This window comes from Rhizobium sophorae (assembly GCF_013087515.1).
Classification (GTDB): domain Bacteria; phylum Pseudomonadota; class Alphaproteobacteria; order Rhizobiales; family Rhizobiaceae; genus Rhizobium; species Rhizobium sophorae.
Genome location: NZ_JABFCN010000030.1, coordinates 171,768 through 195,558, shown reverse-complemented (window position 1 = coordinate 195,558; position 23,791 = coordinate 171,768). Strand labels below are relative to the sequence as shown.

Annotated in this window: 17 protein-coding genes, 1 tRNA gene and 1 pseudogene; 11 read left to right on the top strand and 8 right to left on the bottom strand. The window is 61.4% G+C overall.

What is annotated here, in order from left to right:
- Positions 1 to 8 precede the first annotated feature (8 nt).
- Positions 9 to 1,004, bottom strand: coding sequence for a KpsF/GutQ family sugar-phosphate isomerase (locus tag G9X64_RS18205; protein ID WP_168308556.1), 996 nt, complete (start codon positions 1,002 to 1,004; stop codon positions 9 to 11).
- Between the two features lie 161 nt (positions 1,005 to 1,165).
- Here G9X64_RS18205 and G9X64_RS18200 point away from each other — a divergent pair, with 161 nt between their 5' ends.
- Complete coding sequence (locus tag G9X64_RS18200; RefSeq protein ID WP_171377122.1) at positions 1,166 to 2,701, top strand: outer membrane beta-barrel protein; 1,536 nt, start codon at positions 1,166 to 1,168, stop codon at positions 2,699 to 2,701.
- Positions 2,702 to 2,916: 215 nt separating this feature from the next.
- Here the strand turns inward: G9X64_RS18200 and galU are convergent, their stop codons facing one another.
- Complete coding sequence (gene galU / locus G9X64_RS18195) at positions 2,917 to 3,804, bottom strand: UTP--glucose-1-phosphate uridylyltransferase GalU (protein WP_168315391.1); 888 nt, start codon at positions 3,802 to 3,804, stop codon at positions 2,917 to 2,919.
- A gap of 203 nt (positions 3,805 to 4,007) precedes the next feature.
- Between galU and G9X64_RS18190 the strand changes: the two genes are divergently transcribed.
- Both G9X64_RS18190 and G9X64_RS18185 read left to right on the top strand, forming a co-directional pair.
- On the top strand, positions 4,008 to 5,231 hold the full coding sequence (locus G9X64_RS18190; RefSeq protein ID WP_171377121.1) for a lytic murein transglycosylase: 1,224 nt from the start codon (positions 4,008 to 4,010) through the stop codon (positions 5,229 to 5,231).
- Positions 5,232 to 5,423: 192 nt separating this feature from the next.
- Entirely contained in the window at positions 5,424 to 6,662 is a 1,239-nt protein-coding gene (locus tag G9X64_RS18185; protein WP_171377120.1) for an SGNH/GDSL hydrolase family protein, read from the top strand.
- Positions 6,663 to 6,792: 130 nt separating this feature from the next.
- Here G9X64_RS18185 and G9X64_RS18180 read toward each other — a convergent pair whose 3' ends face one another.
- Together G9X64_RS18180 and gltB are read right to left on the bottom strand one after the other, a co-directional pair.
- Positions 6,793 to 8,247: a glutamate synthase subunit beta gene (locus G9X64_RS18180; protein ID WP_168308561.1), complete on the bottom strand. Its 1,455-nt coding sequence runs from the start codon at positions 8,245 to 8,247 to the stop codon at positions 6,793 to 6,795.
- A 226-nt stretch (positions 8,248 to 8,473) separates the two neighbouring features.
- Positions 8,474 to 13,198 carry a glutamate synthase large subunit gene (gene gltB, locus G9X64_RS18175; protein ID WP_171377119.1) on the bottom strand — a complete coding sequence of 1,575 codons (4,725 nt, stop codon included), beginning with the start codon at positions 13,196 to 13,198 and terminating at the stop codon, positions 8,474 to 8,476.
- 536 nt (positions 13,199 to 13,734) lie between these two features.
- Between gltB and G9X64_RS18170 the strand changes: the two genes are divergently transcribed.
- Positions 13,735 to 14,787, top strand: a complete 1,053-nt coding sequence (locus G9X64_RS18170; protein ID WP_168308562.1) for a threonine aldolase family protein — start codon at positions 13,735 to 13,737, stop codon at positions 14,785 to 14,787.
- 53 nt (positions 14,788 to 14,840) lie between these two features.
- Here G9X64_RS18170 and G9X64_RS18165 read toward each other — a convergent pair whose 3' ends face one another.
- Entirely contained in the window at positions 14,841 to 15,695 is an 855-nt protein-coding gene (locus G9X64_RS18165; protein WP_168308563.1) for a LysR substrate-binding domain-containing protein, read from the bottom strand.
- A 45-nt stretch (positions 15,696 to 15,740) separates the two neighbouring features.
- Here G9X64_RS18165 and G9X64_RS18160 point away from each other — a divergent pair, with 45 nt between their 5' ends.
- A complete protein-coding gene (locus tag G9X64_RS18160; RefSeq protein ID WP_171377118.1) occupies positions 15,741 to 16,790 on the top strand; it encodes a bile acid:sodium symporter family protein in 1,050 nt (349 codons plus the stop codon).
- A gap of 59 nt (positions 16,791 to 16,849) precedes the next feature.
- Here G9X64_RS18160 and G9X64_RS18155 read toward each other — a convergent pair whose 3' ends face one another.
- Positions 16,850 to 17,320 (bottom strand): Hsp20 family protein, encoded by a 471-nt coding sequence (locus G9X64_RS18155; RefSeq protein ID WP_003542878.1) that lies wholly within the window; start codon positions 17,318 to 17,320, stop codon positions 16,850 to 16,852.
- A 423-nt stretch (positions 17,321 to 17,743) separates the two neighbouring features.
- Between G9X64_RS18155 and G9X64_RS18150 the strand changes: the two genes are divergently transcribed.
- Entirely contained in the window at positions 17,744 to 18,718 is a 975-nt protein-coding gene (locus G9X64_RS18150) for an alpha/beta fold hydrolase (RefSeq protein ID WP_168315395.1), read from the top strand.
- 27 nt (positions 18,719 to 18,745) lie between these two features.
- Here G9X64_RS18150 and hisN read toward each other — a convergent pair whose 3' ends face one another.
- A complete protein-coding gene (hisN, locus tag G9X64_RS18145) occupies positions 18,746 to 19,519 on the bottom strand; it encodes a histidinol-phosphatase (RefSeq protein WP_171377117.1) in 774 nt (257 codons plus the stop codon).
- 270 nt (positions 19,520 to 19,789) lie between these two features.
- Positions 19,790 to 20,671, bottom strand: a complete 882-nt coding sequence (locus G9X64_RS18140; RefSeq protein WP_171377116.1) for an N-formylglutamate amidohydrolase — start codon at positions 20,669 to 20,671, stop codon at positions 19,790 to 19,792.
- A 187-nt stretch (positions 20,672 to 20,858) separates the two neighbouring features.
- Between G9X64_RS18140 and cpdR1 the strand changes: the two genes are divergently transcribed.
- The 5 genes and pseudogenes from cpdR1 to G9X64_RS18120 all read left to right on the top strand — a co-directional run bounded on the left by cpdR1 (position 20,859) and on the right by G9X64_RS18120 (position 23,767).
- Positions 20,859 to 21,221 (top strand): response regulator CpdR1, encoded by a 363-nt coding sequence (gene cpdR1 / locus G9X64_RS18135; protein WP_003542883.1) that lies wholly within the window; start codon positions 20,859 to 20,861, stop codon positions 21,219 to 21,221.
- 84 nt (positions 21,222 to 21,305) lie between these two features.
- Positions 21,306 to 21,380: transfer RNA gene (locus tag G9X64_RS18130), tRNA-Val, on the top strand.
- Between the two features lie 143 nt (positions 21,381 to 21,523).
- Positions 21,524 to 21,730, top strand: a pseudogene (locus G9X64_RS37120) (hypothetical protein); the annotation flags it as partial.
- Between the two features lie 567 nt (positions 21,731 to 22,297).
- Positions 22,298 to 23,341, top strand: a complete 1,044-nt coding sequence (locus G9X64_RS18125) for a porin (RefSeq protein ID WP_168308569.1) — start codon at positions 22,298 to 22,300, stop codon at positions 23,339 to 23,341.
- A 183-nt stretch (positions 23,342 to 23,524) separates the two neighbouring features.
- Complete coding sequence (locus G9X64_RS18120; protein ID WP_171377115.1) at positions 23,525 to 23,767, top strand: hypothetical protein; 243 nt, start codon at positions 23,525 to 23,527, stop codon at positions 23,765 to 23,767.
- Positions 23,768 to 23,791: the final 24 nt, after the last annotated feature.

Below are 23,791 nucleotides of genomic sequence, written 5' to 3'. Positions count from 1 at the left end.
AAGCCTGATCAGGCGACGCCGATCCGCAGCAGGTCGTGGAAATGCACCAGCCCGACCGGCCGGCGCTCGTCGTCGATGACGATCAGCGCGCCGATATGATGCTGGTTGAGCAGCGCCAGGGCCGCGGTCGCCAGCACCGTCTGCTTCACCGTCTTCGGCGTCCGCGTCATGATGTCGTCGACGGTAAGCTCGGCAAGATTGCGCGTCAGGTTGCGCGCCATGTCGCCTTCGGTGACGATGCCGCAAAGCCGCCCATCCTTGTCCAGCACGCCGACGCAGCCGAAATGCTTGCGCGACAGCACCATGATCGCCTCCGGCATCGGTGTGCCCTGGGCAACGAGCGGCAGCTGCTCGCCGGTATGCATGACATCGGCGACGTGCATCAGGCTGGCGCCCAGCTTGCCGCCCGGATGGAAGACGTGGAAATCCGTGGCGGTAAAGCCGCGCGCCTCCAAAAGCGACACCGCCAGCGCGTCGCCGATTGCAAGCTGCATGATTGCCGAGGTCGTCGGCGCTAAGCCATGCGGGCAGGCCTCAGCCTCCCTCGGCAGCTTGAGCACGATATCGGCGGCAAGGCCGAGACTCGACTTCTCGTCGCAGGTAATGGCAATCAGCGGAATGGAAAACCGCCTCGAATAGGAGAGGATCGCCTTGAGTTCTTGCGCCTGGCCGCCCCAGGAAATGGCGATGATCACATCACCCTGCCCGATCATGCCGAGGTCACCGTGATTGGCTTCCGCCGCATGCACGAAGAATGCGGGCGTCCCCGTCGAAGCAAGGGTCGCTGCGATTTTCACGCCGATATGCCCGCTCTTGCCGACGCCGGTGACGATCACACGTCCGGAGATGTCGCCGATGACTTCGACGGCCCGCGTGAAAGGACCGGCCAATCCATTGTCAAAAGCCTGTTCGAGCGCTTCAAGACCGCGTCTTTCGGTCTCTATCGTGCGTTTTGCCGACTCGAGAACACTGTTCTCAATGAGGTTGATCGCTCTTCTGTTCATGAAATTGCGTTAGACCTTTTCACTTTCCAAGTCCACCCCGCACTCTTTCCGACCCGCACTCTTTCCGAATTGTGAACAGCGCCCCCGCCGCCGGCAACGAATGATTAACCACGAGGCTTTACCTTTGGGTAAGAACCGAAAGCATGTCAGGCGCGAATTGCATGGGCCAGCCAAAACAGACGAGCAGTGTGGCGCCGCTCCGCGCCATGAGCCGTGCCGTCTCTTTTGCCGTGCTGGGTACCCTGTTTCTCAGCCACACGGCAGCCTTCGCGCAGTCCGCCTCGTCGCAGCCGGCAGACAGCCGCTCCGCCGCCTCTGAGGACAATCGCGCCACCAACAATACCGCATCTGCCGGTTTCGATGACGAGACCGGCGATACCGCCACTCCTGCGGCAAACGGCGCGACTGCGAACGCGGACGATGCCCAGCAGCCCGCCATACCGGATGCGCAAGCCGGCGACGACATTACCGGCTCCATCCTCGACGAGGACATACGCCGGCTGAACACCCGCGAGGCGCCGATCGACGAGGCACTGCCGCGCAGCAGGGCTGTCGAGAGCGCATCGACGGCAGAAACGCCAGGAATCCCGATCGGCACTTTCGTGCTCCGCCCGAGCGTCACCCAGAGCATCAACACCGAGACCACCAAGGACGGCAATACCAGGCAGCGGCGCGCCTTTCTCGAAACGGATGCGGCTGCGACGCTGACGTCCGACTGGGGTCGGCACCAGCTGACCGTCACCTCGGAAGGCGCCTGGCAGAGGAACATCAGCGGCGAGGGCGAGGAGCAGCCTTCCTTTAAAGTCAACGGCGATCTCAGGCTGGATCTTCCCGACGATACGACCGCGCACCTCACCGCTGGCTATAATTTCTACCGTGAGGATACGGACGATCCCGACGCCATCGCCGACGCCGCGCAACAGTCCGACGTGCAGGAATTTTCGGCCGGCGCCTCCGTCCAACGCGATTTCGGCATCTTGCGCGGCACGACGGCACTGGCACTGACCCGCTCGATCTATTCGGATGCCAAGCTTGCCAACGGCACCACCGTCGCCCTCAGCGACCGTAACCAGACGACCGGTACGCTACGCGGCCGCGTCGGCTACGAGCTGTCTCCCGCGCTCATTCCCTTCATCGAGGCAACGATCGGCCGTTCGGTCTACGATGAAACCCACGATTCCGCCGGTTACGAGCGCTCCGGCCATAGCTATGGCGCCAAGGCAGGCGTCGAGGTCGACCTTGGCGAAAAGCTGAAGGGTGAAGTCGGCGTCGGCTACGAGATGGCGGATTTCGAGGACAGCCGGCTGTCCTCGATCGATACCGCCACGCTCGATGCGAGCCTGCTCTGGTCGCCGATCCGCGGCACCGATGTCAATCTCGACCTGCAGACGAGCATCCAGCCCTCGACCACGGCAGGCGAAAGCGGCTACGTCTCGCACGCGCTGACGACGACGGTCACCCACCAGTTGCGCGACAACCTGGTCGGGACGATGATCGGCGGGGTCATATGGCGCGATTATCCCACGGACAGCACCAGCAACGACGAGCTCGTCTATACCGCCGCAACCGGCCTGACCTGGAACATCAACCGCTATCTCGATCTGACCAGCACACTCGGCTACGAGCTGACGACGCGCAAGGAAGGCACTGATTCGCAACAATGGCGAGCCGGTGTCGGTCTGAAGCTGAAACGCTAAAGCGTGTCGCGGTTTTGCGCCAACGACATGCGCAAAACAAAGACCTAAAGTGCGAGGAGCGAATCTGAAAGATCGTGACGCGCTTCAGAACATGATGCCGAAAAGTGTGAGCGGTTTTCGGGCAACATCATGCTCATACTGTTGAGAGCGCCGCGCATCCGGTTGGAGGTGCGGCGCTCTCGATTCTGATCTTGATTATGCGCTGAGCGGGACCCTTACTTCAAGCCGGCAAGCAGTTCCTTGAAGCCGCCTTCAACCGACGGACGGATGTCTGCACGTTCGAGGGCGTAAGCGACGTTAGCCAGGATGAAGCCGTCCTTGGCGCCACAGTCGTAGGTTGTGCCGCGGAAGTGGTAACCGGCAAAATCCTGTTCCCTCAGCAGCTTCAGCATGCCGTCGGTGAGCTGGATCTCGTTGCCGGCGCCGCGCTCCTGGGTTTCGAGGATCTTGAAGATCTCCGGCTGCAGGATGTAGCGGCCGTTGATGAAGAAGTTGGAAGGCGCCGTCCCCTTGGCGGGCTTTTCCACCATGCCGGTGATGCGGAAGCCTTCGCCGATCGCTTCGCCGACACCGACGATGCCGTATTTATGCGCTTGGTCGGGCGCGCATTCCTCGACGGCGATGATATTGCCGCCGCTATGGGCGTAAAGGTCGATCATGCCCTTCATGCAGCCCTTCTCGCCCTTCATGATCATGTCGGGCAGCAACAGTGCGAAGGGCTCGTCGCCGACGATCTCGCGGGCGCACCATACGGCGTGGCCGAGACCGAGCGGCTCCTGCTGACGGGTAAAGCTCACCGTACCTGCCTTGGGAAGCTGCTGCTGCAGGAGGGTGATTTCCGCCTTCTTGGCGCGCTCCTTGAGCGTTTGCTCAAGTTCGAAATGAATATCGAAATAATCTTCGATGACATGCTTGTTGCGGCCGGTGACGAACACCAGATGCTCGATCCCAGCCTCGATAGCCTCATCGACGACATATTGGATGATGGGCTTGTCGACGACCGTCAACATTTCCTTTGGAACAGCCTTGGTTGCTGGCAGGAATCGCGTTCCCAACCCTGCCACCGGGAAAACTGCCTTACGAACTTTATTGTGATGCGCCACACAGGCCTCCTGCTTTGACTATATCGCCTTTTAAATAAAGCCGTTCACGTCTGACTAGTATAGAATTGCAACTGTTTTGCAACTGGTGACCTCAGCGGACGGTCATGGTAAAGATTTTGTTGACTCCGTTCCTGTAGTCTCGGGTCTGGGCGGACATGAAGCCCTGCTACGCCTGAAACTGAAGATGTGGGATACGACTGTCGATGACCCAGAATCACAAAAACTCCCTTCGTGGTCTTGCTCTCGCGCTGATTGTCGCAGCTCAGGTAGGACTGGTCCCCGACAACGCGAAAGCTGATTCCCGGTTCCAGAAATGGATCGCGGATTTTTACCAAACTGCCGCTCAGAGTGGCATCAGTAAGGCAACCTATCAAAAGGCCTTTTCCGGGGTGAGCGAGCCCGATCCGACCGTGCTCGAAAAGGCCGCCTACCAGCCGGAATTCACAGCGAAGATCTGGGACTATGTCGATTCGCGCGTCAATCCCTATACGGTTAAGATCGGCCGCGAGATGGCCGCCAAGCATGCAAGGACGCTCGCTGCAATCGAGCAGCGCTTCGGCGTCGACAAGAGCATTCTGCTCGCCATCTGGTCGATGGAATCGAATTACGGCGCGGTCCTCGACAAAGACGACCGACTGCATTACGTGCCGCGCGCCCTGGCAACACTTGCCTATGCCGATCCGCGCAGAGCCAAATTCGCCAAGAAGCAACTCGTTGCCGCACTGAAGATCCTGCAGAACGGCGATGTGCCGGCGCGTGAGATGACCGGTTCCTGGGCCGGCGCCATGGGCCACACCCAGTTCATTCCGACAAGCTACCTGCTTTATGCCATCGATGCCGACGGCAACGGCCATCGCGACATCTGGAACTCGATCCCCGACGCGCTGGCGACCTCGGCCAATCTCCTGAGGAAGAACGGCTGGGACACCGGCAAGACCTGGGGCTACGAGGTCGTCGTTCCCGCAGCCGCCGCCAAACAGGCCGGCAAGACTCACACGCTGGCGCAATGGGCGGCACTCGGCCTGACCCGCCCGAACGGCAAGGCTTTCCGCGAGAGCGGCACCAAGGCCGTATTGAAGATGCCGGCCGGGCCCAGTGGCCCGGGCTTCCTGATGACCGCCAACTTCTTCACCATCAAGAACTACAATGCCTCGGATAGCTACGCGCTTGCCGTCGGCCTGCTGGCCGACCAGATCGCCGGCTACGGCGGCATGCAGCAGCGTTGGCCGCGCCCGAACGGCGCACTCGACATCACCGAGAAATTCGAGTTGCAGACGCGTCTCAAGACGCTCGGCTATTACAATGGCGAGGTCGACGGCAATTTCGGCTCGGGTTCGAAGGCGGCGATATCAGCCGTGCAGTCTCGCATCGGCATGCAGCCGGACGGCGAGCCCTCGCTACCGCTGCTGAACGCACTTCGTCGCTAGAGCATTTCCGTTTTCTTCGAATCACGAAAATGCTCTATCTTTTTGTTTTCACGCAATTCTGAACGCAAAACCGCGCACACTTTGGCTGGAACTGCTCTAGAGCAGACGCCAAAAAGCAAGTGCTGATTGGAAGCGGCAGAACCGTGACCTAGATAATAGCGGGAGTGGACGCTGGCCTACCCCGCGTGCAAGATGCCGGCAGATGCGGAACTGCCCATGACGAAGAAAACTGATCGGACCGGTAAAATCCGTTGGCTTGTGCTCGCCCTGGCGGCGGCTTCGCTATGCCTTGGCGTGTCTGCGCCGGCGCATGTCGCCGAAGCCCAGGAGCAGCGCTATCAACGCCGGTCGATCCTCGATTTCTTCCTCGGTCGGCGCTATCTCGACGACCGCCCGCAAGCCCCTGACGTCCAGCAGCCGAGACGCCAGCAGCGCAAACGCCCGCCGGCGCAGAAAGCCATCGTCAATACCCGCACGGCACCGCCGGTCCGCGCTCCCGTACAGGAGGAGCCGGTCGTACAGAAGCTCGGCGACGCCCGAAAGATCCTGATCGTCGGCGATTTCCTGGCCAGCGGCCTTGGCGACGGCCTCACCGCCGCCTTCGAGACATCGCCAGGTGTCGTCGTCGAAGCCCGCGGCAACGTCTCAACGGGTCTTGTCCGCGACGATTATTACGACTGGCCGGAACAGCTGCCGAAGATGATCGACGAGCTGAAGCCGGCAATGGTCGTCGTCATGATCGGCGCCAACGACCGCCAGCAGATGGTGACCGACACCGCCAAGGAAAAATTCCGCACCGATGGCTGGTTCGCCGAATACCGCCGCCGCGTGCTTTCCTTCGGCAAGGAGGTCACCGATCGTAAGATACCGCTGCTCTGGGTCGGCCTTCCCGCCTTCGAATCCGATCAGATGACGGCCGATGCCGTTCAGATGAACCAGCTCTACCGCAACCAGATGGAAAGCATCGGCGGCGAATTCGTCGATATCTGGGACGGTTTCGTCGATGAAAACGGCAACTTCATCGTCACCGGTTCGGATGTGAACGGCCAACAGGTGCGCCTGCGCACCTCCGACGGCATCAACCTGACCCAGGCCGGTCGGCGCAAGCTCGCCTTCTATGTGGAAAAACCGGCGCGGCGTCTTCTCGGCACCCAGGCAAGCCCCGATCTGGTCCGCCTCGACTCCAGCAATCTGCCCGGCCTCGGCCTTCCCGCCAATCCGGTCGAACATACCGTGCCGATCAGCCTCTCCGATCCGAATCTCGACGGCGGCGCCGAGCTTCTCGGCGCCAGGCCGCCGCCTCCGACTTTGACGCGGTCGCCGCGCGATCTCCTCGTCGAGCAGGGCGAAATGACGCCGGCGCCTCCCGGCCGCGTCGATGATTACCGCCTGCCGGTGGCAAAAGCGCCGGCCGAAGTCTCGGTCAAGTGAAAAGGCCGCGGGAGGCGGCTCGCCGCTTCGAGGAGGTCGCTCCCGCGTCCTGTCGGACACGGCGCACCATGAAAAACTCCGCCGAAGGGGGCGGAGTTCATGTCTTCGGAAATGTGTCGGCGGCCGAAGGTCAGTTCGGTAGGACGGTCGAGCCCATCAATTCCTCGTCGATGGCGCGCGCCGCCTGGCGGCCTTCGCGGATCGCCCAGACCACCAGCGATTGGCCGCGGCGCACGTCGCCCGCCGTCCAGAACTTGTCGATGGAAGTCTTGTAGTCGCGGTCGTTGGCGACGACGTTGGTCGAGCCGCGCTTGTCGGTGTTGAGCGTCAGCTTGCCCTCGAGCTCCTTCAGCACGCTGCCGGTGAACGGCCCGCGGAAACCGATGGCGATGAAAGCGAGATCGGCTCGGATGACGAATTCCGTACCTGGAACCGGCCGCCGGCGCTCGTCGACCTCGCAGCATTTGACGCCGGTCAGCACGCCGTCTTCGCCGACGAATTCAAGAGTGGCCACCTGGAATTCACGCACGGCGCCCTCGGCCTGCGAGGAAGAGGTGCGCATCTTCGTCGCCCAGAAGGGCCAGACGGCAAGCTTGTCTTCCTTCTCCGGCGGCTGCGGCCGGATGTCGAGCTGGGTGACCTTGACGGCTCCCTGCCGGAACGCCGTGCCGACGCAGTCCGAAGCCGTATCGCCGCCGCCGACGACGACGATATGTTTGGCGCCGGCAAGGATCGGGTCCGACGGCCAGCCGACGCTGTCGATGTTTTCGCGCCCGACGCGGCGGTTCTGCTGCACAAGATAGGGCATCGCATCATGCACGCCCGCAAGGTCGGTGCCCGGAATGCCCGCCTCACGCGGCGTCTCGGAGCCGCCGCAGTAAAGCACGGCGTCGTGATCGGCGAGCAACTGCTCGACCTTTACGTCGACGCCGACATTGACACCGCAATGGAAGGTGACGCCCTCGCCCTTCATCTGCTCGACGCGGCGGTCGATGAAGTTCTTCTCCATCTTGAAATCGGGAATGCCGTAACGCAGCAGTCCGCCCGGCTTGGTCTCGCGCTCATAGAGATGCACCTCATGGCCAGCGCGGCCGAGCTGCTGGGCGGCTGCCATGCCGGCGGGGCCGGAGCCGATGACGGCGACCTTCTTGCCGGTATGGACGGTGGCCGGCTGCGGCCGGATGAAGCCGAGCTCATAAGCCTTGTCGGCAATCGCCTGCTCGACCGTCTTGATGGCGACCGGAGCATCCTCGAGATTCAACGTGCAGGCTTCCTCGCAAGGCGCCGGGCAGACGCGACCGGTGAACTCAGGGAAGTTGTTGGTCGAGTGCAGATTCTGGATCGCCGCTTCCCAGTTGTTGTTGTAAACGAGGTCGTTCCAATCGGGTATCTGGTTGTGAACAGGGCAGCCGGTGGGGCCGTGGCAATAGGGGATGCCACAGTCCATGCAGCGCGCGGCCTGTTTCTGCACTTCCGGGTCCGACATCGGGATCGTGAACTCGCGGAAATGACGGATGCGATCCGACGCCGGCTGGTACTTCGCCACCTGCCGGTCGATTTCCAGAAACCCTGTTACCTTACCCATGTTTTCGTCCCTTACCCTCATGACCGCCTCACCGCAGCCAATCTGTCTATCGTCAGTCCCGGTACCCGGGGCAAGTTGCTTGTCTTGACCGTCATTGGACCATATCCCCTGAAAGACATCCGTGCGATCTGGACAGCCTTCGCCGCCGGCGTGATCGTCTCGGGTCATCGAGATATTTTCGTCATCCGTCACCGGCAGTCAGCCGGTGACGGATGTCCGGTGCAATTCATTCCGCGGCGATGCCCATCCGGCTGCGCTCCATTTCCTCGAGCGCACGCCGGTATTCGACCGGCATGACCTTGCGGAATTTCGGGCGGTAATCGGCCCAGTTGTCGAGGATCTGCGTGGCGCGGGCCGAGCCCGTATAATGCAGATGGTTGGAGATCAGCTGGTAGAGGCGCTCCTCGTCATGGCGCGTCATGTCGCCGGAGACGTCGACGCGTCCCTTGTGCATGAGGTCCCCGCCGTGATGATGCAGCTTCTCCAGCATGTCGTCCTCCTCGGGCACCGGCTCGAGCTCGACCATCGCCATGTTGCAGCGGCTGGCGAAATCGCCGGTTTCATCGAGCACGTAGGCGACACCGCCGGACATGCCGGCCGCGAAGTTGCGGCCCGTGGCGCCGAGCACGACGACGACGCCACCGGTCATGTATTCGCAGCCATGGTCGCCGACACCCTCGACGATGGCGATCGCGCCCGAGTTGCGCACGGCGAAACGTTCGCCCGCCACACCGCGGAAATAGCATTCGCCCTCGGTCGCACCATAGAGCACGGTGTTGCCGACGATGATCGAGTCCTCGGCCACGAGCCTCGAATTCTCCGGCGGCCGGATGATGATCTTGCCGCCCGAAAGGCCCTTGCCGACATAATCGTTGCCGTCGCCGATCAGGTTGAAGGTGACGCCGCGTGCCAGGAAGGCGCCGAAGCTCTGTCCCGCCGTGCCGCGAAGCGTCACATTAATCGTGTCTTCCTTCAGCCCGCGATGGCGATAACGCTTGGCGACCTCGCCGGAAAGCATCGCGCCCGTCGACCGGTCGACGTTCTTGATGCCGACCTCGAAGGCGACGGGCGTCTTGGCCGTCAGTGCCGGCTGCGCCTGCTCGATCAGCACGCGGTCGAGAATGTCGTCGATCGGGTGCTTCTGCCGGCTCGTCCAGAAGGTCTCTTCCTTGGGAGCATCGACCTTGTGGAAGATGCGGCTGAAGTCGAGGCCCTTCGCCTTCCAGTGGTTCAGCATCTCGTCCTTCTCCAGCAGCTCCGAGGCGCCGATGATCTCGTCAAGCCGGGTGAAGCCCAGCGAGGCAAGGATTTCGCGCACTTCGTTGGCGACGAAAAAGAAGTAGTTGATGACGTGCTCCGGCGCGCCCTTGAAGCGCTTGCGCAGCACCGGATCCTGGGTCGCCACACCCACCGGACAGGTGTTGAGATGGCACTTGCGCATCATGATGCAGCCGGCGGCAATGAGCGGCGCGGTGGCAAAACCAAACTCGTCGGCTCCAAGCAGCGCCCCGATGATCACGTCGCGGCCGGTCTTTAGCCCGCCGTCCACCTGCAGGGCGACGCGCGAACGCAAGCCGTTCAGCACCAGCGTCTGCTGGGTCTCGGCAAGGCCGATTTCCCAGGGGCTGCCGGCATGTTTGAGCGAGGTCAGCGGCGACGCACCCGTGCCGCCGTCGAAGCCGGCGACCGTGATGTGGTCGGCGCGCGCCTTGGCGACGCCGGCGGCAACCGTGCCAACGCCGACTTCAGAGACGAGCTTGACCGAAACATCGGCGGTCGGGTTGACGTTCTTCAGATCGTAGATCAGCTGCGCCAGATCTTCGATCGAATAGATGTCGTGGTGCGGCGGCGGCGAGATCAGGCCGACACCCGGCGTCGAATGGCGGGTCTTGGCAACCGTCGCGTCAACCTTGTGACCCGGCAGCTGGCCGCCTTCGCCAGGCTTGGCGCCTTGCGCCACCTTGATCTGCAGCACGTCGGCATTGACCAGATATTCGGTGGTCACCCCGAAGCGGCCCGAGGCGATCTGCTTGATCGCCGAACGTTCCGGGTTCATCGAACCATTGGCCAGCGGTATATAGCGGTCGGATTCTTCACCGCCCTCGCCGGTGTTCGACTTGCCGCCGATCCGGTTCATGGCGATCGCCAGCGTAGTATGCGCCTCCCTGGAGATCGAGCCGAAAGACATCGCCCCAGTCGAGAAACGCTTGACGATATCGGCCGCCGGCTCGACCTCGTCGATCGATACCGGCTTGCGGCCGAGCGCCTCGGCGCTCTTCATCTTGAAGAGCCCGCGGATCGTGTTCATGCGCAGCGCCGAATTGTTCACCATGTCGGCGAATTCGCGGTAGCGGTCCTCTGCATTGCCGCGCACCGCATGCTGAAGGGCCGCGACCGCATCCGGCGTCCAGGCATGGCTTTCGCCGCGCATGCGGTAGGCGTATTCGCCGCCGATGTCGAGTGTCGTGGCAAGGAGCGGATCGGTGCCGAACGCCGCGTTATGGCGGGCGACGGTTTCCGCTGCGATCGCTTCGAGGCCGACGCCTTCGATCATCGTCGCGGTTCCGAAGAAATACTTGTCGATCAGTTCGGACTGCAGGCCGATCGCATCGAAGATCTGCGCGCCGCAATAGGACTGGTAAGTCGAGATGCCCATCTTCGACATGACCTTGAGGATGCCTTTGCCGACGGCCTTGATGTAGCGGTAGACGATTTCGGAAGCATCCACTTCCTTCGGGAATTCGCCCTTGGCATGCATGTCGAGCAGCGTGTCGAAGGCAAGATAAGGGTTGATCGCCTCGGCGCCGTAGCCGGCGAGCAGGCAGAAATGATGGACTTCGCGCGGCTCTCCGGTCTCGACGACGAGACCGACCGAGGTGCGCAGCCCCTTGCGGATCAGATGGTGATGCACGGCAGCCGTCGCCAGCAGTGCCGGAATGGCGATCCGGTCCGGCCCGATCTGGCGATCGGAGAGCACGATAATGTTGTAGCCGCCCTTGACGGCCGCTTCCGCGCGCTCGCAGAGCCGGTCGAGCATCTCGGGCATGCCTTCGGCGCCACGCTCGATATCATAGGTGAAATCGAGGGTCTTGGTGTCGAAACGGTCTTCCGTATGGCCGATCGAACGGATCTTCTCGAGATCGCCATTGGTCAGGATCGGCTGACGAACCTCGAGCCGCTTGGCGTTCGCCGCGCCTTCGTGGTCTAGAATGTTCGGGCGCGGCCCGATGAAGGAAACCAGGCTCATGACCAGTTCCTCGCGGATCGGGTCGATCGGCGGGTTGGTCACCTGCGCGAAGTTCTGCTTGAAATAGGTGTAGAGCAGCTTCGGCTTTTCCGACATCGCCGAGATCGGCGTATCCGTGCCCATCGAGCCGATCGCTTCCTGGCCCGTCGTCGCCATCGGCGACATCAGGATACGAGTATCCTCGAGCGTGTAGCCGAAGGCCTGCTGGCGATCGAGCAGCGACACGTCGCGGCGCAGCGCCCGCGGTTCCACTGGCTTCAGGTCTTCGAGGATGAGCTGGGTGCGGTTGAGCCAGCTGCGATAGGGATGCGCCGTCGCCAGCTGCGACTTCACCTCGTCATCGGAGATGATGCGGCCTTCTTCCATATCGATCAGCAGCATCTTGCCCGGCTGCAGGCGCCACTTCTGAATGATCTTCTCCTCCGGAACCGGCAGCACGCCGGCTTCGGACGCCATGATGACGCGGTCGTCATCGGTGACGAGGTAGCGCGCCGGCCGCAGGCCGTTGCGGTCGAGTGTCGCGCCGATCTGCTTGCCGTCGGTGAAGGCGACGGCAGCCGGCCCGTCCCAGGGCTCCATCAGTGCGGCATGATATTCGTAGAAGGCCTTGCGTTCGGCCGCCATCGACTGGTTGCCGGCCCAGGCTTCCGGAATCAGCATCATCACCGCATGCGCCAGCGAATAACCGCCGCGCACCAGGAATTCGAGAGCATTGTCGAAGCAGGCCGTGTCCGACTGTCCCTCGTAGGAGATCGGCCAGAGCTTGGAAATGTCTTCGCCGAACAGCGGCGAGGAGACCGACGCCTGGCGCGCGGCCATCCAGTTGACATTGCCGCGCAGCGTGTTGATCTCGCCGTTATGGGCGACCATGCGATAGGGATGCGCGAGCTTCCATGACGGGAAGGTGTTGGTCGAGAAGCGCTGGTGCACCAGGGCGACCGCGCTTTCGAAACGCGGGTCCGACAGGTCCTTGTAATAGGCGCCGACCTGATAGGCCAGGAACATGCCCTTATAGACCACCGTCGCCGACGACAGCGACACCGGATAGAAATTGCTCTCCTCGCCGTCGAACTCGTCATAGATGCGATTGGAGATCACCTTGCGCAGCGTGAACAGCCGCCGCTCGAACTCGTCGTTGTTTTCGGCATCCTCGCCGGCGCCGATGAAGACCTGCACGTGATGCGGCTCGGTCGCGGCAATCGCCGGCGCCTTTGAGAGCGAGGAATTATCGACCGGCACGTCGCGAAAACCGATGAAGACCTGGCCTTCCTCAGTGATGACGTCCTTGATCACCTTCTTGAAGTGCTCGATCTGCTTTTCATCGCGCGGCATGAAGATATGGCCGACGCCATATTCCCCGACCGGCGGCAGGGTGATGCCCTGCTCGGCCATCTCCTCACGGAAGAAACGGTCGGGGATCTGCACCAGGATGCCGGCACCATCACCCATCAGCGGATCGGCGCCGACGGCGCCGCGATGCGTCAGGTTTTCAAGGATGAAAAGGCCATCCTTGACGATCTGGTGCGACTTCTGGCCCTTCATATGCGCGACGAAGCCGACGCCGCAGGCATCATGTTCGTTGCGCGGATCGTAGAGGCCCTGTTTCTTCGGCAGGCCGGAGGCGGATTTGGAGAAATTGGCCGTCGCGCGCAGCTCTGCAGCAGCAAACCGGTCAACTTCCATGGATGGCGTCTTCGTCATCATCTTTCCTCCTGTCGAAGCCCGCGGGGCCGCGGGCGGCTTTTCGTCCCGCGCCGCAACCCGAAGATAGGTTCGGCGCATGACAGCGCTGTTGCATTGTGAAGATCGGCCGCAGACATCTGCTTTAAAGGAAAGCAAACCGTCGCGTTCCGCGCCTGCCATTCGCTTCCGCGCGCCGCCCCTTGAGGCTTGACGCTCGGAAGAACTATAGCGTGAAAGCCGGTCTGTTCCAGGGCTTTCGGCGCCTCTTCGGTCATAAAGGCCAAAATAGGACAGCAACACTGTCCTAATTCATCAGTTCTATGCCAGAAAGCATCCGGCTCTGCAAGAGCGCTCCGTCAAAAAACGTTAATTTGCGACGGAAGATTGCCTGGGTAGCGGCGATGACGAAATAAAATTACGTAGAGACGTGCGATTTTGTTTATTGATTGCGTAGTTCAATTTCCGTGATGTGTCGCGGGCGACAACCTTGATCCTGTGAAGCTTTGGCGTAATGTCCGCTGCGGATGCCAACCCCTCCTTCCCCACGGTTCCCCCCTATGTTCTTTGCTTCCGATAACTGGGCCGGCGCTCACAAATCCATTGCCGAGCGTCTGCTGACGGAATCGACCGGCTTTGCCGCCGCCTATGGCGCCGGCGATCTCGACAGAAAGGTCGAAGCCCGCTTTTCCGAGATCTTCGAGCGTGAGGTTTCGATCTTCTTCGTCGCCACCGGCACGGCCGCCAACTCCCTGTCGCTGGCAAGCGTCCAGCGCCCCGGCGGCATCACCTTCTGCCATTCGGAGGCCCATGTGATCGAGGATGAATGCGGCGCGCCGGAATTTTTCTCCGGCTCCGCCCGCCTCGTTGCCGTTGACGGCGAAGCCGGCAAGATCGATCCGGCAAAGCTCTCGGCGAAGATCGCAAGCTTTCCCGAGGATGCCGTCCATCACGGCCGCGCCAGCGCGGTGACCATCACCCAGGCGACCGAGATCGGCACCGTTTATTCCTTGCCGGAGATCGGCGAGATTGCCGCCATCGCCAAGAAGCGCAATCTGCCGCTCCACATGGATGGCGCCCGCTTCGCCAACGCCCTGGTCGCGCTCGGCGCCAGCCCGGCCGAGATGACCTGGAAGCGCGGTGTCGACATGCTATCCTTCGGCGGCACCAAGAACGGCTGCTGGTGTGCCGAAGCGATCGTCTTCTTTAATCCGGATCAAGCCCGGGAAATGCCCTTCATCCGCAAGCGCGCCGCCCAGCTCTTCTCCAAGTCGCGTTTCATCGCCACCCAGTTCGATGCCTATTTCGAAAACGGCCTCTGGCTCGATCTCGCCCGCCATTCGAACGGCATGGCCGACCGGCTGCGCGCCGGCATCGCCACCAGCAACGCCGCTCGCCTCGCCTGGCCGACCGCGTCCAACGAAGTCTTTGCCGTCGTCAGCAAAAGCGCTGCGAAAACCGCGGAGGAAAAGGGCGCGAAATTTTACGAATGGCCGGTCCCGGCGGCAACGCCCGAACTCGCTTCTGAAAGCGAGAGCCTGATCCGCCTTGTCACCAGCTTCGCGACAACAGAAGCGGATGTCGATGGCTTCCTGAAGTGCCTGGCCGCCTGATCGCCTGCCCGAAAGGCTTGCCGGCCCGGCAGGCCTTTCGGTGACGCAAGGATTCACGCCGACCTCAGTCCCCTCACCTTTTGCAGAATATCCTCGGACAGTGCTGAAACCAATGCCTGGTCCGCGCCCTTGCGCGGCACCAGCACGAATTCCACATCCTCCAGCACCGGAAGTCTTCCCGCAGCGATCTCCTTCAATCCTGAAGGCGCCATGCTGCGCGGCTGAACCAGCACGCCCATCCCGGCCCGCGCCGCCGCCGTCAGCCCGCTCAGGCTGCCGCAGGTGCAAACGATCCGCCACGGCACCCCGTTTCGCCCGAGTGCTTCGAGCGCGATCACCCGTGTGACGCTCGGCGGCGGAAAGGCGATCAGCGGCAGAGGGCCGGAGGCGAGCACACGCTCGGGATCGCGCGCCAGCCAGACGAGCGGCTCGCGATAGACGAGTTTTCCGCGCGCATCGCCGAGCCGGCGCTTGGCGAGCACCAGATCGATCTCGCCACTGTCCTGCATCTCGTAAAGAACACCGGAAAGCGCCACTGTCAGTTCGAGGTCGACCGAGGGGTGGGAACGCACGAAATCCTCGAGCACCGCCGGCAACTGGCTGGTAACGAAATCCTCCGACACGCCGAGCCGCAGACTGCCGCGCAGGCTGTTGTTCTTAAACAGCGACTGTACCTGCCCCTCTATCGAAAGCATGGCGCGCGCATGCGACAGCAGCGCCTCGCCATCACCGGTCAGCATCACTTTATGCGTGTCGCGCGCCAGCAGCCTACGCCCGAGTGCTGTCTCCAGCCGCTGGATATGCTGGCTGACCGTGGACTGCCCGAGGCCCAGCCTTTCGGCGGCAAGCGTGAAACTGCCCATCTGCTCGACGGCGACGAAACTGCGCAATTGCGAAAGGTCCAACATGGTCCAGCTTCTCGATAACTGTTATTCCTTGCATCCTGGATCATAATGGACGACAGAACAATGACTGTTTTATCAAGCCGCGAGACCGCCATGCGCCGCTTTCTGCCCGATACATTCACCATCCTGCTCGTTTGTACCGTCATCCTTGCCTCGTTGCTGCCGGCAAGCGGCACGTTCGCGGATTATTTCGGTATCGCCACCGATCTCGCCATCGCGCTGCTGTTTTTCCTGCATGGCGCCCGCCTGTCGCGCGACGTGGTCATATCAGGCCTGCTGCACTGGCGCCTCCATATCGTCATCCTGCTGACGACCTTCGGCATCTTCCCGCTGCTCGGCATGGCGCTCGGACTGATCCCCGACACGATCCTGCCGCAGCCGCTTTATCTCGGCATCCTCTTCCTCTGCGTGCTGCCGTCGACGGTGCAGTCGTCGATCGCCTTCACCTCGATGGCGGGCGGCAACGTCCCCGCCGCCATCTGCTCGGCCTCGGCATCCAACATCTTCGGCATGTTCCTGACGCCGCTGCTCGTCGGCCTGCTGTTTTCCATCGGCGGTCATGGCGGCTTCTCCTTCGACGCATTAGAGCAGATCCTGCTGCAGCTGCTTGCTCCCTTCATCGTCGGCCAGATTCTGCAGCCCTGGATCGGCGACTGGATTCGCGCCAAGAAGAAGATCCTGATGCCTGTCGACCGCGGCTCGATCCTGATGGTCGTCTACCTCGCCTTCAGCACGGCGGTCGTCGAGGGCCTGTGGCACACCTTTTCGATCGCCGATATCGCCGTCGTCATCGTCGCCGACATGGTTCTGCTGGCGATTGTCCTGGTGCTGACGATGTTCGGCAGCCGCTGGCTGGGCTTCAACAAACCCGACCAGATCACCATCACCTTCTGCGGCTCGAAGAAGAGCCTCGCAAGCGGCGTGCCGATGGCGAACGTCATCTTCGCCGGCCAGTCGATCGGCGCGATCGTGCTGCCGCTGATGCTCTTCCACCAGATTCAGCTGATGGTCTGCGCCGTCATCGCCCAGAAATACGCCGCCGCCGCGGCCCGCCGGGCAACGCAAAAAGAGATAGACGAAGCCGCCAGCCCGGCCTGAACAACAATAAAAACGGCGCCCCGATGGAGCGCCGTTCGTTTTATCCGACAAGGATGTGATTAGCCATTGATGATCTGTGCTTCGATGGCCTTCGGAGCTTCAACCGGTTCTGCGGCGATCGCAATCTTGCGGGGCTTCATGGCCTCGGGAATATTGCGCAGAAGGTCGATGTGCAGCAGGCCGTTCTTCAGCGAAGCGGCGGTCACCTCGACATGATCGGCAAGCTGGAAGCGGCGCTCGAAGGCGCGCTTGGCAATGCCGCGGTAGAGGAATTCGCCGCTTTCGGCAGGTTCCTCATTCTTTTCACCCTTCACGGACAGCACATGGGCATGGGCTTCGATCGAAAGTTCGGTCTCGTCGAAACCGGCAACGGCCATGGTGATGCGATAGGTGTTTTCACCGGTGCGCTCGATATTATAGGGCGGATAGGTCTGCGCCTGCTCCGGCTGGGCAAGGCTGTCAAGCATGGTGAAGAGCCGGTCGAAACCGACGGTCGAACGATAAAGGGGAGAGAAGTCTACGTGACGCATGATGTCCTCCTGTGGAAGCGACGTGTTGCGATGAAATGCCCCTGAGACCCCATTTTTGGCGGCCTTGGGACGGTTGCGCAGGCCCTGTTCGGCACCCGCAGAAAGGAGATGGTGATGGGATTCGAGGAGTTCAAGGCCTTTCCGGAATCGCCTTGATCGGCCCGTGAACCCCGCATGAACGGCCGGTTCGGAGCGCGTTCAGGCGCATTCGCTTAGGAATTTCGGCGTCGGGTGAATCTGGTCCCGATGGCTGAAGTGCATCGTCCCTTCTTCTTCAGTCTCAACTTCGGCCGGCCGCGAGCACCCTCATGCTCCTGCCGGCCCTTTTCCTGCAGCAGGCCTTGCGGGCACACCGCTTTCCAAGCCGGATGCCATGCGCTATCCCTGATGCGAAGCAGTCAGCAGCGGCGCATTGGCAAAGTCATGGATCAGGTTCTCTATTCGACGCCCGATAATCCCGCCCCGGAAAACCGCACGGAGGGGTTCTTCGAAACCCATGACGGCCAGCAGCTGCGTTACGCCGTCTTCCGCTCGAGTGGCCAGATTGCCAAGGGCACCGTCGTCATCCTGCACGGCCGAAACGAATATATCGAGAAATATTTCGAAACGATCCGCGACCTCACGGCCAAGGGTCTCTGGGTCGCGACCTTCGACCTGCGCGGCCAGGGCGGTTCATCACGGCTCATGAAGCGCCGCAACCATGGCCACATCCGCCGCTTTGCCGATTACGAGCGTGATCTCGATACCTTCCTGGAAAAGGTGGTGCTGCCGGATACCCGCCTGCCCTTCTATCTGCTCGCGCATTCCACCGGCGGCCTGATTGCGCTGTCGGCCGCGCCCTATCTCACCACCCGTATCGATCGCATGGTGCTCTCGGCGCCCTTCATCGGCCTGACCGGCCAGTCGGCCTCGCCCCGCGTCATCCGCGCTCTCGCCGGCACGCTGACCGCCCTCGGCCTCGGCTTCCTGCCGCTGACCTCGAAACTGAAGGAGCCGAACTTCAGCGACAACCCGCTGACCTCGGACGAAGACCGCTTCGAGCGCAATGTTGCAATGATGAAGGCCTATCCGGAACTGACGCTCGGGCCGCCGACGGCTCGCTGGCTGATCGAGGCCTTTCGCACCATGGACCGGGTCACCTCACCCTACCATCTCTTCTCGATCACCATCCCGACCATTGTCATCGCCCCCACGCGTGACGGTGTCGTGCCCTACACGGCGCAGGAGCGGCTTTCGCGTTATTTCCGCGCCGGCCAGCTGGTGCCGATCAACGGCGCCCGTCACGAGATCTTCCAGGAGCGCGATATCTACCGCGCCGCCGCCCTTGCGGCCTTCCACGCCTTCATTCCCGGCAGCGATGCCGAAGAAAACCAGGACGTCGCCGCCCTCGGCACGTGAGCCGGATCGGCTTTGCCGACCGGGGGATCAGCGCTGCAGGATGGCGATTGCCTGTTCGTAGACTGCCCGGCTGCCGGCAGCGATGATCGAGCCGCCGTTTTCCGGCCGTCCGCCGTCCCAGGTGGTGATGATGCCGCCCGCCCCCTCGATGACGGGAATGATGCCGCCGACATCATAGGGCTTCAGACTGTTTTCAACGACGAGATCGATATGGCCGGCGGCAAGCAGCGCATAGGCATAGCAGTCGCAGCCGTAGCGGAAGAGCCGTACCTGGCCTTCGATCTCGCGGTATTTCTCCATTTCCTCGCCGGCAAAGAGATGCGGTGAGGTGGTGAACAGGATGGCGTTCGAAAGCGTGTCGCACTGGCGCGTCGCCAGCCGCCGCTCGCCCTCCGGCCCGGTATAGATCGAGCCGTTTTGGTCGGCGAAATAACGCTCGCCGGTAAAGGGCTGTTCGATCATGCCCATGATCGCCCGGCCCGCTTTCTGCAGGCCGATCAGCGTTCCCCACACCGGCACACCGGATATGAAGGCGCGCGTGCCGTCGATCGGATCGATCACCCAGACAAATTCGCGGTCGAGCCCGACATTGCCGTGTTCCTCGCCGAGAATGCCGTGGCCGGGGAAATTCTCCTCGATCAGCGCCCGGATGGCGAGTTCGGCCGCCCGGTCGCCCTCCGTCACCGGATCGAAACCGGAGGGAAGCTTGTTCGTGACATCGAGGCCGGACCGGAATCGCGGAAGCGTCTCGGCTCGGGCGGCTTCCGCCAGGCGGTTGAAGAACGAACGGTCAGGAAACATGATGACACCGTTTGGCTGGCGGGAGTGGCGCTTTTCATAGCGAAAAGCAACGGGAATGCAAACACAGCAGGCAATTTGGATTTAACTGCCCAAAGATATCGCAATGCAATATATTGCTTGACATTTGTGCAATGCAATAGTAGGTTCTTCATACAGTCTTCTGACTGTAAATACCCTCCTTGGGTGTTTCCTCCCTAGACTTAGCCGCGCTCACAAGCGCGGTTTTTTTTGGCCGGGAAGGCCAGACGCCAGCGACATCGAAAAAGAGAGCTATTCGGCAGCCAGCGCCCGCTCGCCGGCAAATTTCTCGACGTATTCCGCCATCTGCTGCATGAAGTCCGTGACGGCGTCGGCCACTTCGGCGAAATCCGCGCGTCTCTCCAGCGTCACTTCATCGACATAGATCGCCCGGTTCACTTCGATTTGCAGCGCGTGCAGGCCGCGCGAAGGCCGGCCGTAATGTTCGGTGATGAAGCCGCCGGCATAGGGCTTGTTGCGGATCGCCGCAAAGCCCATTTCCTCGAGGATGGCGATGGCCGCGCGCGAAAGTTCGGCCGAAGCGCTGGTGCCGTAGCGATCACCGATGATGAAATCAGGTCGCGCTGTGCTGCCGGCGACGCGCACATTGCCGGGCATCGAGTGGCAGTCGATCAGCACGCCGAAGCCGAACTGCACATGCGTTCGCGCGATCAGTCGGCGAAGCGCCGCATGATAGGGCTTGTAGACCGCTTCGACGCGGTCGAGCCCCTCCTGCACCGGCAGGCGCCGCGCATAGATCTCCATGTTCTCGGCGACGATGCGCGGGATGGTGCCGAGTCCGCCGGCGACCCTGAGCGAATTGACATTGGCATAGGGCGGCAGCAGCCCGTCGAACATCCGCGGATCGAGTTCGTAGGGCTCGCGATTGACGTCGAGATAGGCGCGCGGGAAGTTGGCCGCCAACAGCGGCGCGCCGAGTGCGACGGCCGAGCCGAAGAGCTCGTCGACATAGTGATCCTCGGAACGGCGGATGGCGATGCCCTCCAGCCTCGACTGGGCAATAAATTCCGGTGGATAAATGCGGCCGCTATGGGGGGAGTTGTAGACGAAGGGAATGGTCTGCGACACGGGCTCATGAACCTCAAAAAGCTCGTATTCGCGTATTTCCGGCACTTTCGGCCCTCTTTACCATGTCATGAACTGACTGCTTGGCCCATGTTGCCAGTTGCCCGGCCGCAAGTCCATACTATGTAAACGGGATGGCGGTCACGCACAGGCAATTCACCGGTTGTTTACCGGGTAAAGACTAGTGTAAACGGCTGGCAGCCCACCAAAAACCTATGGATCGCGGTCTGGATTGATGACTCAGAAGATACTTCTCGCCGAAGACGACAACGACATGCGCCGCTTCCTGGTGAAAGCGCTCGAAAAGGCCGGCTACAAGGTCCTTTCCTATGACAATGGCGCCAGCGCCTATGACCGGCTGCGCGAGGAGCCGTTTTCCCTGCTGCTGACCGATATCGTCATGCCCGAAATGGACGGCATCGAGTTGGCGCGCCGCGCCACCGAGCTCGACCCCGACCTGAAGGTGATGTTCATCACCGGTTTTGCCGCTGTGGCGCTGAACCCTGATTCGAAGGCGCCGAAGGATGCCAAGGTCCTTTCCAAGCCTTTCCACCTGCGCGATCTCGTCGACGAGGTCAACAAGATGCTTGCCGCGTAAGGCTTGTCGGGCGGCGCGTCACAAAACTGAAAAAAGCCTATTGACGGCTCCAAAGGTTTTGTGATCTATGCGCCGCCATCGGATGGGCGTGTAGCTCAGCGGGAGAGCACTACGTTGACATCGTAGGGGTCACAGGTTCAATCCCTGTCACGCCCACCATCCGATCTCCATGACATCGTTGACAAATCCCCACCTTGGCACGCGCTCCAGATCCAGCACTTTGCGGAGCGAGGGCTTGCACGTGATTGGTCCGCGACCATGATCCGGGCCGGATTTTAATGGTCGTGGGATAGCCCCCACACGTGGGAAAGGGGGGACGTAGGACGCAAAGGACGCGGACACGGAAAGCGATATCCATAATCCTCGGCGTCACCCTAGCTGGGGCTGGCCTCCTCGGCTTCGGTTATATGCAGTTTCATGTCGTCGAACCCATTAGTATCAAGCTTTGGCTAATACCGATCACGATCCTCGCGGCTGGGGTGGCGATCCTCTGGGACGACTTCAAAAATCGCTGGCGAGACGACAGCTCTCCCCGTTCGACGCCCGAGCGGCCGCCGGCAAGCTGGTGAAAAGGGCAAATAGAGCGATTCCAGCAAAAGTGCATGCCAGATTTTCGTCGCTTCTCGTCGAGGCGACGTATCGTCAGCCACCGATCACTGCCCGTTAGAACCTGTGGCCAATATCGGCATACCCTGGCGGTCGCCTAGCCTTCCTCCGACTCGCGCAGATGGCTGTTACGGCGTGTTCACATATGAGAATACGCTCATTCGAGCATCAATTGCATACCGCTGCTGAACATTCAGCCCCTCGTTGCCTACCTATCCGGAAGCGCGGGTTTGTGACGGACAGATGACGGGTTTGTGACAAAACGCGTGTTATTTCAGCAACATAGCCACGACAGCCTTCTGTCATGATCGATATCGTTATTGCGGCGCAACATCCCTTATGTAATTTCCGCGGCGAGGCAGGCACCGAGCCAAAACGGTGCCGCTTCGGTCACACGGGTTGAAGATACGTAGGGACTGCCGAGGGCAGACGGTCTTCATCCTCTTGCATCTGAACTGGAGGTTTATTCCATGAACATCAAGAGCCTTCTTCTCGGCTCCGCTGCTGCACTTGCAGCAGTATCCGGCGCTCAGGCCGCCGACGCTATCGTTGCTGCCGAGCCGGAACCGGTTGAATACGTTCGCGTCTGCGACGCTTACGGCACCGGCTACTTCTACATCCCGGGCACCGAAACCTGCCTCAAGATCAACGGTTACATCCGTTTCCAGGTTGACGTTGCTCCGAACGCCAGCTCGATCGGCGCCGGCGGCGGTGGTTCTGTCCCCAACGACTCGGACTGGGATGCCCGTACGCGTGGTCAGGTTCAGTTTACGGCTAAGAGCGACACCGAATATGGTCCGCTGACCGGCGTCATCGTCATGCAGTTCAATGCTGACAATGCCTCGGCTCAGAAGGCCATCCTCGACTCCGCCTACATCGACATCGCTGGCTTCCGCGCTGGTCTGTTCTACTCCTGGTGGGACGATGGTCTCTCCGGCGAAACGGACGATATCGGTTCTCCCGTCACGCTGCATAACTCCATCCGTTATCAGTACGAAACCGACGCCTTCTACGCTGGCATCAGCGTTGACGAGCTGGAAGACAGCCCGTTCTACAATGGTGAAACCGCCAACAACGTCGGCGTTGCCGTCGGCCTCGGCGGCAAGGCTGGTGCATTCAGCTATCAGATCACTGCCGGTTACGACACCGACAACGAAGAAGGCGCCGTCCGTGCTATGGGTACGGTTGCTGTCGGTCCGGGCACGCTCGGCCTCGCAGTTGTCTACGCGAGCAACCCGAACGCCTACTACAACAAGGCTGAATGGGCTGTAGCTGCCGAATACGCCATCAAGGCGACTGATAAGCTGAAGATCACCCCGGCTGTTCAGTACTACAACAACTACGGCATCACTGCTGGCGAGTTCAACGACGACAATGATGCCTGGAAGGTCGGTCTGACGGTTGATTACCAGATCGTCGACAACCTCTCCACCAAGATTTCGGTTCAGTATCTCGATCCGGACAATGCTAGCGACGTTACCTCGGGCTTCTTCCGCCTGCAGCGCGCGTTCTGATAAAAGGCTGCCGGCTAGACAGTATGTCGTCCGAAAACCGTTCACACTTTTCGGCATCATGCTCTAGACCGGCAGCTACAAATTCCTGATCTGACTGACCTCCGATCGGGAAAGAATGGGCCTGGACTTCCCTGCCTGGGCCCATTCCCCTTGACCAGACGTGCGCCCAGGACGGCACGCTCGATGAGTGCCTTGCCACTGTCGTGTCAAATCGGTTCGCTGCCGATGTCCGGCAGCCTATGTCCGTTGCTGGACCTTGCAACCAGCAAGCTCAACCAACTTTTCATTCATCTGCCGCCGATCGCCGAGGGAGCCCGGCGGCCGACAAAAATTTTGCGCCTCAGCAATAACGGCGCCAAATTCGGACACAGAGCCATGCCATGGCGAACCGAGGGTGAGGTAGTGATTCGCCTCGCCACGACATAGGGCCACGACATGGGGTTTGAGATC